The sequence below is a fragment of the Citrobacter sp. MNAZ 1397 genome (assembly GCF_023613995.1).
Lineage (GTDB): Bacteria > Pseudomonadota > Gammaproteobacteria > Enterobacterales > Enterobacteriaceae > Phytobacter > Phytobacter ursingii.
Genome location: NZ_JAKIVH010000011.1, coordinates 1 through 12,138, shown reverse-complemented (window position 1 = coordinate 12,138; position 12,138 = coordinate 1). Strand labels below are relative to the sequence as shown.

At 54.2% G+C, this 12,138-nt stretch carries 12 protein-coding genes; 8 read left to right on the top strand and 4 right to left on the bottom strand.

The annotated features are described in order from the left end of the window. Positions 1-349: 349 nt before the first annotated feature. Positions 350-853: an Rsd/AlgQ family anti-sigma factor gene (locus L2097_RS24910; RefSeq protein ID WP_047372247.1), complete on the bottom strand. Its 504-nt coding sequence runs from the start codon at positions 851-853 to the stop codon at positions 350-352. A gap of 89 nt (positions 854-942) precedes the next feature. Here L2097_RS24910 and nudC point away from each other — a divergent pair, with 89 nt between their 5' ends. The 6 genes from nudC (at position 943) to L2097_RS24880 (ending at position 5,421) form a co-directional block, all read left to right on the top strand. Further along, positions 943-1,716: an NAD(+) diphosphatase gene (gene nudC / locus L2097_RS24905; protein ID WP_047372246.1), complete on the top strand. Its 774-nt coding sequence runs from the start codon at positions 943-945 to the stop codon at positions 1,714-1,716. 161 nt (positions 1,717-1,877) lie between these two features. Continuing rightward, positions 1,878-2,942, top strand: coding sequence for a uroporphyrinogen decarboxylase (gene hemE / locus L2097_RS24900; protein WP_047372245.1), 1,065 nt, complete (start codon positions 1,878-1,880; stop codon positions 2,940-2,942). Between the two features lie 9 nt (positions 2,943-2,951). Continuing rightward, on the top strand, positions 2,952-3,623 hold the full coding sequence (gene nfi, locus L2097_RS24895) for a deoxyribonuclease V (RefSeq protein WP_085007318.1): 672 nt from the start codon (positions 2,952-2,954) through the stop codon (positions 3,621-3,623). 42 nt (positions 3,624-3,665) lie between these two features. Next, complete coding sequence (locus tag L2097_RS24890; protein ID WP_047372243.1) at positions 3,666-4,256, top strand: YjaG family protein; 591 nt, start codon at positions 3,666-3,668, stop codon at positions 4,254-4,256. A gap of 186 nt (positions 4,257-4,442) precedes the next feature. Next, entirely contained in the window at positions 4,443-4,715 is a 273-nt protein-coding gene (hupA, locus tag L2097_RS24885; RefSeq protein ID WP_035890328.1) for a nucleoid-associated protein HU-alpha, read from the top strand. Between the two features lie 13 nt (positions 4,716-4,728). After that, positions 4,729-5,421, top strand: coding sequence for a DUF1481 domain-containing protein (locus tag L2097_RS24880; protein WP_142516925.1), 693 nt, complete (start codon positions 4,729-4,731; stop codon positions 5,419-5,421). 3 nt (positions 5,422-5,424) lie between these two features. Here L2097_RS24880 and zraP read toward each other — a convergent pair whose 3' ends face one another. Beyond that, positions 5,425-5,859 (bottom strand): zinc resistance sensor/chaperone ZraP, encoded by a 435-nt coding sequence (gene zraP / locus L2097_RS24875; protein ID WP_250353863.1) that lies wholly within the window; start codon positions 5,857-5,859, stop codon positions 5,425-5,427. A 259-nt stretch (positions 5,860-6,118) separates the two neighbouring features. Between zraP and zraS the strand changes: the two genes are divergently transcribed. Together zraS and zraR are read left to right on the top strand one after the other, a co-directional pair. Continuing rightward, positions 6,119-7,501 carry a two-component system sensor histidine kinase ZraS gene (gene zraS, locus L2097_RS24870; protein WP_284454100.1) on the top strand — a complete coding sequence of 461 codons (1,383 nt, stop codon included), beginning with the start codon at positions 6,119-6,121 and terminating at the stop codon, positions 7,499-7,501. Then, on the top strand, positions 7,498-8,829 hold the full coding sequence (gene zraR, locus L2097_RS24865; protein WP_250353862.1) for a sigma-54-dependent response regulator transcription factor ZraR: 1,332 nt from the start codon (positions 7,498-7,500) through the stop codon (positions 8,827-8,829). Before zraS ends, zraR begins: the two co-directional genes overlap by 4 nt. On the opposite strand, the gene purD is transcribed toward zraR, so the two are convergent. Further along, a complete protein-coding gene (purD, locus tag L2097_RS24860) occupies positions 8,826-10,115 on the bottom strand; it encodes a phosphoribosylamine--glycine ligase (RefSeq protein WP_085007323.1) in 1,290 nt (429 codons plus the stop codon). The two genes, zraR and purD, sit on opposite strands and share 4 nt — an antisense overlap. Positions 10,116-10,130: 15 nt before the next feature. After that, positions 10,131-11,720 (bottom strand): bifunctional phosphoribosylaminoimidazolecarboxamide formyltransferase/IMP cyclohydrolase, encoded by a 1,590-nt coding sequence (gene purH, locus L2097_RS24855; protein WP_085007324.1) that lies wholly within the window; start codon positions 11,718-11,720, stop codon positions 10,131-10,133. Positions 11,721-12,138: the final 418 nt, after the last annotated feature.

Here is a 12,138-nt window from a genome sequence, read left to right as displayed (position 1 = left end):
TGTTAAGGACATGGCTTGTCAGACGACGGATGGAGTAATAACAACAGATCACCGCAAGGGTGATTGATGTGAATGGATTACTCTTGTTCCCTTCGCAGGTTCTAACCTGATCAGGTTCCGCGGATCCCGAATTAACGGTCTCAGCCTTTTCCACTTCATGCTTCGCGCTGTCTCTTTGATGGCTACGTCTGCTAACTCCGTCACTTACTTATGTAAGCTCCCGGAATTCACTGACCTGCCGCCTCAAGGCATCGCGAATGCTGCTGTGGAAATATAGGCACTCCGACAAGAAAAACCCCGTCCAAAGACGGGGGACTGTTTTTTAAACTACGCGTTAATCAGAAAGAACTCAAGCAGGACGCGCCATTCCACTTTCGTCGTTAGCGCCGTCCTTAAGATTGTTGTCGTATGCCAGTACGATCAACTTATCCTCAAGCGTGAAGCGGGCTGCCAGCGCTTCACCGATATCAGACAGCGCCTGCTGGAATTCAACGTAATTGTCATCATCGATAGCGTTTTCCAGGCTGGAGTCGTAATACTCCATAATTTCCAGAGTATTGGCTTCGAGGAGAGGATAAATCTGCGTGGAGGCTAAAAGTGGGCTGGTCCCTTCCATTTCACCGATAATCCGTTCATAAATATTAAAATGACCGGCGGAAAGGTATTCAACCAGGTTATGACAGAATTCGTCCAGCGCTTTTTCATTCAGCTGCATGTACGAGCCTTTTCCAGGTGTTATGCCAACCAGGTTGTAGTAATGAACCAGTAGCTGTTTTCGGTTATACAGCCAGTTGTCGACCAGTTCGTTACTTCCTCCAATTCGTTCCGCCAGGGTTGCTAACTGGTTTAGCATAATTGACTCCGCAATATTAAGATTAAAAAAAGCTCGAATGTAATAATAATGTTAACAACATGCCAGTAAAGCTAAGGTAGTGCAAACAAATGCATCGTATTATCGAGTCATCAGATCATGGCTGGTGGATCGTAAGCCATGAACAAAAATTATGGTTGCCCGGGGGAGAATTACCACTCGGTAATGCAGGAAATTTCGATCTTGTGGGGCAAAGCGCACTGCGGATAGGCGAATGGGACGGCGAACCTGTGTGGATGATCCGCCAGAATCGTCGGCAGGAGATGGGAACCGTTCGTCAGGTCATTGAGCAGGATCCTGGATTGTTTCAACTGGCCGGGCGCGGTGTTCAACTGGCTGAGTTTTACCGCTCACACAAGTTTTGTGGTTATTGCGGGCATACTATGCACCCCAGTAAGACAGAGTGGGCCATGCTATGTGACCATTGTCGCGAACGTTATTACCCGCAAATTGCGCCTTGCATTATCGTTGCCATTCGCCGCGACGACAAAATTCTACTGGCTCAGCACACCCGTCATCGTAATGGTATTTATACCGTTCTGGCCGGTTTTGTCGAAGTGGGCGAAACGCTGGAACAGGCCGTCGCGCGTGAAGTGATGGAAGAGAGCGGTATCAAAGTGAAAAACCTGCGTTATATCACCTCGCAGCCCTGGCCATTCCCGCAATCGTTGATGACAGCTTTTATGGCGGAATATGACAGCGGGGAGATTGTTATCGATCCCAAAGAGTTGATAGATGCCGGCTGGTACCGCTACGACGATCTGCCGCTGTTGCCGCCACCGGGTACCGTGGCCCGTCGTCTGATTGAAGATACGGTAGCGCAGTGTCGGGCAGACTACGAGTGACATGATACACTTCGTCCTTCAATTGGCCTCATTGTTGGCTGCTTTTGCTTGCCTCGGCCACTGACCTGAGTAAGCTCCCGGGGTTCGCTCAGTGACTGCGGCGATGCCACGTAAATGACTTTGTGTATAAACTGGCGGCCAGACGCTAAAGGAATGTAAACATGACCGAATTAAAAAACGATCGCTACCTTCGCGCACTTTTGCGCCAGCCGGTGGATGTGACGCCAGTATGGATGATGCGTCAGGCTGGTCGCTATCTCCCGGAGTACAAAGCGACGCGCGCACAGGCAGGTGATTTTATGTCGCTGTGCAAAAATGCCGAGCTGGCGTGTGAAGTCACCCTTCAGCCTTTACGTCGCTATAACCTCGACGCGGCCATTCTGTTTTCCGATATCCTGACCATCCCGGACGCGATGGGGTTAGGACTCTATTTCGAGGCGGGCGAAGGTCCTCGTTTTACCTCTCCCATTACCTGCCATGCGGACGTGGAAAAACTGCCCGTGCCCGATCCGGAACAGGAACTGGGTTACGTCATGAACGCCGTGCGCACGATCCGCCGTGAGCTTAAAGGCGAAGTGCCGCTGATTGGTTTCTCGGGTAGCCCGTGGACGCTGGCTACCTATATGGTGGAAGGGGGCAGCAGCAAAGCCTTTACCGTCATTAAAAAGATGATGTACGCCGAACCGCAAACGCTGCATTTACTGCTCGATAAGCTGGCCAGCAGCGTCACTCTGTACCTTAATGCGCAGATCAAAGCGGGTGCCCAATCCGTGATGATTTTCGACACCTGGGGCGGTGTGCTGACCGGGCGCGATTATCAGCAATTCTCGCTCTATTACATGCATAAGATTGTTGACGGCCTGCTGCGTGAAAACGACGGCAAGCGTGTGCCCGTGACGCTGTTTACCAAAGGCGGTGGACAGTGGCTGGAAGCGATGGCGGAGACGGGCTGTGATGCGCTGGGCCTTGACTGGACGACGGATATCAGCGATGCACGCCGCCGCGTCGGCCATAAAGTGGCACTGCAGGGCAACATGGATCCCTCGATGCTTTATGCCGCACCTGCCCGCATTGAAGACGAAGTGGCGTCTATACTTGCTGGTTTCGGACAAGGTGAAGGGCATGTGTTTAACCTCGGTCACGGCATCCACCAGGATGTGCCGCCAGAACACGCTGGCGTATTTGTGGAGGCGGTGCACAGGCTCTCAGCCCCGTATCACCAGTAAGGAGTCGTTATGGATCTTGCGTCGCTACGCGCTCAACAAATTGAACTTGCCGCTTCTGTTTCCCGTGAGGATCGTCTGGAAAAAGATCCGCCTTCCCTGATCGGCGGTGCGGATGTGGGGTTTGAGCAAGGCGGCGAAGTGACGCGTGCCGCAATGGTGCTGTTGACCTGGCCTGAACTGGAACTGGTTGAGTATAAAGTGGCGCGTATTGCGACCACGATGCCTTATATCCCCGGCTTTCTCTCTTTCCGTGAATATCCCGCGCTGCTTGCGGCGTGGGAGCTGCTCTCGCAAAAACCGGATCTGCTCTTTGTCGACGGGCATGGAATATCGCATCCCCGCCGTCTGGGGGTCGCCAGCCACTTTGGCCTACTGGTAGATGTACCGACCATTGGCGTGGCTAAAAAACGGCTGTGCGGGAAATTTGAGCCCCTCTCTGACGAACCGGGCGCTCTGGCGCCGCTAATGGACAAAGGCGAACAACTGGCATGGGTCTGGCGCAGCAAAGCGCGCTGTAATCCTCTTTTCGTGGCGACAGGGCATCGTGTAAGCGTGGATACCGCGTTGGCATGGGTACAGCGCTGCATGAAAGGCTATCGCCTGCCTGAACCGACCCGGTGGGCCGATGCAGTGGCATCGGGTCGCCCTGCATTCGCGCGTTGGCAGGAAATTCAGCGTTGATTCAGGTACACTGCCGCTAATTTCTGCATCAGAGAACCTATCATGTTACAAAACCCGATTCACCTGCGTCTGGAGAAGCTGGCAACGTGGCAGCACGTCACCTTTATGGCCTCTCTTTGCGAGCGCATGTATCCCAATTACGCCATGTTCTGCCAGGAAACGGAGTTTGGCGACCCGCAGCTTTATCGCCGCATTCTCGATTTGGTGTGGGAAACGCTGACGGTAAAAGATGCGAAGGTGAATTTCGATAATCAGCTTGAGAAGCTGGAAGAGGCAATTCCCTCGGCTGACGACTACGATATGTACGGTGTCTACCCGGCGATTGATGCGTGTGTGGCGCTTAGTGATCTTATTCATGCTCTGCTGAGCGGTGAATCGATGGAGTACGCGGTTGAGGTGAGTAAGACGTCTATTACCACCGTTGCGATGCTGGAAATGACCCAGGAAGGTCGCGAAATGACCGACGAAGAGCTGAAAGAGAATCCGGCAGTTGAGCAGGAATGGGACATTCAGTGGGAGATTTTCCGCCTTTTGGCTGCCTGCGAAGAACGCGATATTGAGCTGATCAAAGGCCTTCGCGCAGACCTGCGTGAGGCCGGAGACAGTAATATCGGTATAAATTTGCAGCAATGAGACAACAAAACGTGATTTAACGCCTGTTTTGTCGTCCTGGGAGGCTTCCCTTCGCACCCCCGTCTGGTCTACATTTGGGGGGCGAAAAAACGTGGCTATCGGTGCGTGTATGCAGGAGAGTGCTTTTGAGGCATTTCCGTCGCACTCGATGCTTAGCAAGCGATAAACACATTGAAAGGATAACTTATGAACAAGACTCAACTGATTGATGTAATTGCAGACAAGGCTGATCTGTCTAAAGCGCAAGCGAAAGCTGCTCTTGAATCCACCCTGGCTGCGATTACTGAGTCTCTGAAAGAAGGCGATGCTGTACAACTGGTTGGTTTCGGTACCTTCAAAGTGAACCACCGCGCTGAGCGTACTGGCCGCAACCCGCAGACCGGTAAAGAAATCAAAATCGCCGCAGCTAATGTACCGGCGTTTGTTTCTGGTAAAGCACTGAAAGACTCTGTTAAGTAAGACAGGCGTGGCAGTGAACAGTTTTATCGAAGGGGCTTTGCGGCCCCTTTTGTCTTTCTGGCGCCGATCACGGGTGCTGGCGGGCGTGCTGTTCTTAACTGCCTGTAGCCACAACGCCTCACTTCCCCCCTTCACCGCCAGCGGCTACGCCGGGGACCAGGGCGCAGAGCGCCTTTGGCGCAAAGATTCCGACAGCGAGACCCATCTTCTCGCCGCCTTTAGCCCGTGGCACAACGGGAATACCTCTCTGAGCGAATACCGCTGGCAGGGCGATGAACTCCAGCTTATTGAACTCAATATCTATGGTAAAACTCCGGAACATATCCGTGTGCGCTTTGATGATCACGGCGAGCTGAGTTTCATGCAGCGTGAAGTCAACGGTCAGAAACAGCAGCTTTCCAGCGATCAGATAGCGCTCTACCGTTATCGCGCGAACCAACTACGGCAGACCAGCGACGCATTGCGTCTTGGGCGTGTGGTGCTCCGCCAGGGCCGCTGGCATGCCAATGGTTCCGTGACAACATGCGAAGGCCAAACTATCAAACCCGACCTCGATTCTCTGGCTATCAGCCATATAGAGCGTCGGCAGAATCATTCATCGGCGGAAGTGAGCGTTGCGTGGCTGGAAGGGCCAGAGGGTTCTCAGTTGCTGCTGGTGGCCAATGAGGATTTTTGTACCTGGCAGCCAACTGAGAAAAGCTTCTAAGTCTTACCAGTGATTCATTCCCATATGTTCGCGACCTCCGCCGCAACTTCCGCGTCCCATGCCTTCGCTGCGAGGAATACCTGCCTGTGCTAAGGCGATATCAAACTTGACTCGCTGCTGGTCCAGTTTTTGTCTCAGTGTTTCCATCTCCTGGGCTGCGGACTCAATTTTTGTGCTGTCCGGCTTATCGGCGGTTAATAACGCATTGTATTCATAGCGTTTTGAGGTGAGTTGCTGGCGTAACGCACGGGTTTGTTCATAAAAATCATTATGTAGCTTCTGGGCAGTGGCCTGTTGTTCAGTGCTCAGTTGGCTGTAACCCTGCGGGCCCATTCCGTTTCCGTTATTCCCGTGGTGCCTTGCCCATGCTGAGCTGCTACCTAAGGTCAGTGCGGCAAGGGTAATGAGTGTCACTGTTATTTTTTGGTTCCGTTTCATCGTTTATTCTCCTGGGTGGTAGTTATTCAGTGTTTTGCATCTTCCATGCCAGGATGAGAGACCAGCAGATATAGGGTGCTACAGGGGCACAGGCCGATGGCGGCGAGTAAAAATGACTCACGGTAAAGAGTAAGGTGGGTCATTTTTACTCGTTCTCCTTGCGGGTTTATGGCCGCGGGCAGGTTTACCGCGGCAGAAAAATGGCATGATTTCTGCTGAGTGATCGGGAGCAGAAAGAAAGGGAGTCGTAATAAACATGATGCGGTTGTCGAAGGATTCCGTCGCCGTTGGTCTGAGCTGGCTATTGACTGGTTTTATTGTGCTACTGGTGTGCCTGTTCTCCGCGCTTATCGTGCGTGACTATGACCGGGAGAACGATGCCGCGCGGCAAACCATTCAGGAGAAAGGCAGCGTGTTAATTCGCGCCCTTGAGTCCGGAACCCGCGTGGGCTTAGGTATGCGTATGCATCATACGCAACTGCAGGCGCTGCTGGAGGAAATGGCCTGGCAGCCCGGTGTGTTGTGGTTTGCGGTGACGGATGAGAACGGCAAAATTCTCGCCCATAGTGATCCACAGCAGGTTGGTGGGACACTGTACTCCGCCAATACGATGCACGAACTGAAGATTGGCCGGGAAGAACGCTGGCGGCGGCTCGAACAGCCGGAACCGGCACTGGAGATTTATCGTCAATTTCGCCCGCTTAACAGCGGTGGCGGCCATCATATGCGTATGATGCTATCCCGCGAATCTGCTGTTCAGCGTGCCGAGCTACCGCAGGTCATTTTCATCGCTTTTGATACGCGCGAACTGGATGCTGCCAGGGTTCGTGGCCTGCGCAATATGGTCATTATGATCTGCGCTGCAGGGGTCGTCATGATTGCAACCGTGTTGAGCCAGTTCTGGTTTCGCCGTTATCAGCGTTCGCGTAAACAATTGCAGGAGGCGATGGCGCGCAAAGAAAAGCTGGTGGCGCTTGGGCATCTGGCTGCGGGTGTCGCGCATGAGATCCGCAATCCGTTGTCTTCCATCAAAGGGCTGGCAAGGTATTTTGCCGAACGCGCTCCGCCTGATGGAGAAGCGCATCAACTGGCTCAGGTGATGGCGAAGGAGGCCGATCGTCTGAACAGGGTCGTCAGCGAGCTACTGGAACTGGTGCGTCCGGCCCATTTAACCTACCAGTCAGTTGATCTGAATGAAGTGATTAGACACTCGCTTCGGTTGGTGAGCCAGGATGCCGCAAGCCGGGCGATTATGCTCAATTTCAGCCCGCAGCCAGAGTTATGCCGTATTCAGGCCGATCCGGATCGTTTGAAGCAGGTGTTGCTGAACCTCTACCTCAATGCTATCCATGCCATTGAGCATGATGGTGTCATTACAGTTGCAGCGAGTGAATGTGGCGACGGACGAGTTAAGGTAAGCGTTGCGGACAGCGGTAAGGGGATGACGGCGGAGCAGTTACAGGCCATCTTCACCCCGTATTTCACCACCAGGGCCGACGGCACCGGGCTGGGTTTAGCGGTGGTGCAAAACATTATTGAGCAGCACGGTGGAATGATTCAAGTCGAGAGCATTCCCGGCAAGGGGGCGGCATTTATTATCTTTTTGCCGATCAACGGGCAACAGAAGGATGAACAAGGATGAATGGCAGGCAGGTCGATATTCTGGTGGTGGACGATGACATCAGCCATTGCACTATTTTACAGGCCCTGTTACAGGGCTGGGGATATCGTGTTGAGTCGGCCCATAACGGCATGCAGGCGCTGGAACAGGTGCGTCAGCATGTATTTGATCTGGTACTTTGCGATATCCGCATGGCAGAGATGGACGGTATCGAAACGCTGAAAGAGATCAAAACCTTGAATCCGTCGATTCCGGTATTAATCATGACTGCGTACTCCAGCGTTGATACCGCAGTGGAAGCGCTGAAATCCGGAGCGCTGGACTACCTCATCAAGCCGCTGGACTTTGACAAGTTGCAGCAAACATTGTCTCAGGCGCTGGCGCACACGCGTCTGAGTGAGTCCCCCGTAGCAGACACTCCCGCCGCGCAGTTTGGTATGGTTGGCGATAGCCCGGCGATGCGAACTTTGCTGAACAATATTGCCCTGGTTGCGCCATCTGATGCGACGGTATTAATTCACGGCGAGTCGGGAACCGGGAAAGAACTGGTCGCGCGGGCGCTGCATGCCAGCAGTGGTCGCAGCCACAGGCCGCTGATTACCCTCAACTGTGCGGCGCTTAACGAGTCGTTGCTGGAGTCGGAGCTGTTTGGCCATGAGAAAGGTGCGTTTACCGGCGCGGACAAACGTCGGGAAGGACGTTTTGTTGAGGCGGACGGCGGCACGCTATTTCTGGATGAGATTGGCGATATTTCGCCGCTGATGCAGGTGCGTCTGCTACGAGCGATTCAGGAGCGCGAAGTACAACGCGTGGGCAGCAACCAGACCCTTTCGGTCGATGTGCGGCTGATTGCCGCCACCCATCGGCAATTAGCCGAAGAAGTCAGCGCCGGGCGTTTTCGGCAGGATCTTTACTACCGTCTGAACGTGGTGACTATCGACATGCCGCCGTTGCGTCAACGCAGGGAAGATATCCCTCCGCTGGCGCGCTATTTTCTGCAACGTTACGCCGAGCGTAACCGCAAAACGGTACTGGGATTTACGCCACAGGCGATGGACATGCTGATTCACTACGAATGGCCGGGCAATATTCGTGAGCTGGAGAATGCGGTGGAGCGGGCGGTGGTCTTGCTGACCGGGGAGTATATTTCTGAGCGTGAGCTGCCGCTTGCGATTGTCGGTACGCCAGTTTCAGGCAGGCCACTCGACGGTAACCTGATTCAGCCACTGGTAGAAGTAGAGAAGGAAGCGATCCTGGCGGCACTTGAAAAAACGGGCGGGAACAAAACCGAAGCCGCCCGTCAGTTAGGGATCACCCGTAAAACACTGCTCGCAAAACTTTCGCGTTAGTTTTGCTCGCGGGCAATCGCACGATAACCGATATCTTTACGGCTAAAGCTGCCTTCCCACTGAATATTTTCCATTAATGCATAGGCACGCTTCTGGGCGTCGGCAACGGTATGACCCAGCGCAGTGGCGCACAACACACGACCACCATTGGTGAGAACGCGATCATCATCGGCCAGCTTCGTCCCGGCGTGGAAGACCTTCGCGCCGTCCACCTCTTCCAGCGGTAAACCGTGGATCTCATCACCGGTGTTGTAATTGCCCGGATAACCCCCCGCCGCGATAACGACGCCGAGAGACGCGCGTTCATCCCAGTCGGAGGTTTTCTCATCGAGCTTGCCATCGCAGGCGGCGAGACACAGATCCACCAGATCGGATTTCATGCGCAGCATGATCGGTTGCGTTTCCGGATCGCCAAAGCGGCAGTTGAACTCGATAACCTTCGGGTTACCCTGTTTGTCGATCATCAGGCCGGCGTACAGGAAGCCGGTATAGGTGTTCCCTTCGGCGGCCATCCCTTTCACGGTCGGCCAAATGATACGTTCCATGGTGCGCTGGTGGACTTCATCCGTCACTACAGGGGCAGGGGAGTAGGCTCCCATACCGCCCGTATTTGGGCCGGTATCGCCATCGCCGACACGCTTATGATCCTGGCTGGTCGCCATCGGCAGCACATGCTCGCCATCGACCATCACAATAAAGCTGGCCTCTTCACCGTCGAGGAATTCCTCGATCACGATGCGATGGCCCGCGTCACCAAACGCATTGCCCGCCAGCATATCGTTGACGGCGGCTTCGGCTTCCTCAAGCGTCATTGCGACGATAACGCCTTTACCGGCAGCCAGACCGTCGGCTTTAATGACGATCGGCGCGCCTTTTTCGCGCAGGTAAGCCAGCGCGGGATCCACTTCGGTGAAGTTCTGGTATTCCGCAGTCGGAATGTTATGACGCGCCAGAAAATCCTTGGTGAAGGCTTTGGAGCCTTCAAGCTGCGCGGCGCCTTCGGTTGGGCCGAAGATTTTCAGACCTGCCGCGCGGAAGGCGTCAACCACGCCAATCACCAGCGGCGCTTCCGGGCCAACGATGGTCAGATCGATTTTCTCGTTTCGGGCAAAATCCAGCAGGGCCGGAATATCGGTCACGCCGATCGCCACGTTTTGCAGCGTCGGTTCCAGCGCGGTGCCCGCATTACCCGGCGCGACGAAAACGGTGTCGACCAGCGGTGACTGTGCCGCTTTCCACGCCAGCGCGTGCTCGCGCCCGCCGTTACCAATCACTAATACTTTCATTCTTTGCTCCGGGAATTAATGGCGGAAATGACGCATGTCGGTGAAGATCATCGCAATGCCGTGTTCGTCGGCGGCGGCAATCACTTCGTCATCGCGGATAGAACCGCCAGGCTGGATTACACAACTCACGCCAACGGCGGCAGCGGCATCAATACCATCACGGAACGGGAAGAACGCATCAGACGCCATCGCGGAACCTTTCACTTCCAGCCCTTCATCACCGGCTTTGATCCCGGCGATTTTCGCGGAGTAGACGCGGCTCATCTGGCCTGCGCCTATGCCAATGGTCATGTTCTCTTTGGCATACACGATAGCGTTGGATTTCACGAACTTCGCTACTTTCCAGCAGAACAGTGCATCACGCAGTTCCTGTTCGGTTGGCTGGCGTTTGGACACGACGCGCAGTTCGCCTTCACTTACCATACCGAGGTCGCGATCCTGAACCAGCAGGCCGCCGTTCACGCGTTTGAAATCGAGGCCCGGAACACGTGCGGTCCACTCGCCGCAGGTCAGTACGCGGACGTTCTGCTTCGCGGCGGTGATTTTCAGCGCCTCTTCTGTGGCTGAGGGGGCGATGATCACTTCCACAAACTGGCGGGAGATAATAGCCTGCGCGGTTTGCGCATCCAGCTCGCGGTTAAAAGCGATGATGCCGCCGAACGCGGAGGTCGGGTCGGTTTTGTAAGCACGATCGTAAGCATCCAGAATAGAGGAACTGACCGCCACGCCGCACGGGTTAGCGTGTTTAACGATAACGCAGGCCGGTTCGCTGAACTCTTTCACGCATTCCAGCGCCGCATCGGTATCGGCGATATTGTTATAGGAAAGCGCTTTGCCCTGTACCTGCTGCGCAGTCGCAACAGAGGCTTCTTTGATCTCTTCTTCTATATAGAAGGCTGCCTGCTGGTGGCTGTTTTCGCCGTAGCGCATATCCTGCTTCTTAATGAAGTTCAGATTCAGTGTACGCGGGAAGCGGCCAGCCGCTTCTTTTGTCTCGCCGTGATAAGCCGGAACCATGCTGCCGAAGTAGTTGGCGATCATGCTGTCGTAAGCGGCGGTATGTTCGAATGCTTTAATCGCGAGGTCGAAGCGGGTTGCCAGCAGAAGCGAGCCTTCGTTGGCATCCATCTCTTCAATAATAGTGTTGTAGTCGCTGCTCTTTACGACGATGGCCACGTCTTTATGGTTCTTCGCCGCAGAGCGCACCATGGTCGGGCCGCCGATATCGATATTCTCGACCGCATCTTCCAGAGAACAGCCTTCGCGGGCAACGGTCTGGGCAAACGGATAAAGGTTAACAACCACCATATCAATAGGAGAGATGTTGTGCTCGGCCATAATGGCGTCATCCTGGCCGCGACGGCCAAGAATACCGCCATGGACTTTCGGATGCAGAGTCTTAACGCGTCCATCCATCATTTCCGGGAAACCGGTGTAATCGGACACTTCGGTAACCGGCAGGCCTTTATCAGCTAACAGACGGGCAGTGCCCCCTGTAGATAGCAGTTCTACACCGCGTGCAGAAAGTGCCTGGGCGAATTCGACGATACCGGCTTTGTCAGAAACGCTGAGCAGCGCGCGGCGGATTGGACGACGTTGTTGCATGGTAAATCCCCTGGATTTGACGATTACAGAGAGCGTTAGCTGAATTTTCATCAAAAAACTCAGCTAACGCCCCTAACGGGGCATCCTTGTTTTAGCGGGGGCATTTTAACGAAAACGTTTGCGCAACGCTCGCGAATTTTCACTTTTTCGCAGCATTGTGGATAAGTCTGTGTGCAAAAGGGTATAAGGCGGGCTTTTGCTGTGGAATGCAGCAGTCAGTCATTTTTCTGCAATTTTTCTATTGCGGATGCGCGGGAACTCCCTATAATGCGCCTCCATCGACACGGCAGATGTGAATCACTTCACACAAACAGCCGGTTCGGTTGAAGAGAAAAATCCTGAAATAACGGGTTGACTCTGAAAGAGGAAAGCGTAATATACGCCACCTCGCAACGGTGAGCGAAAGCCGCGTTGCACT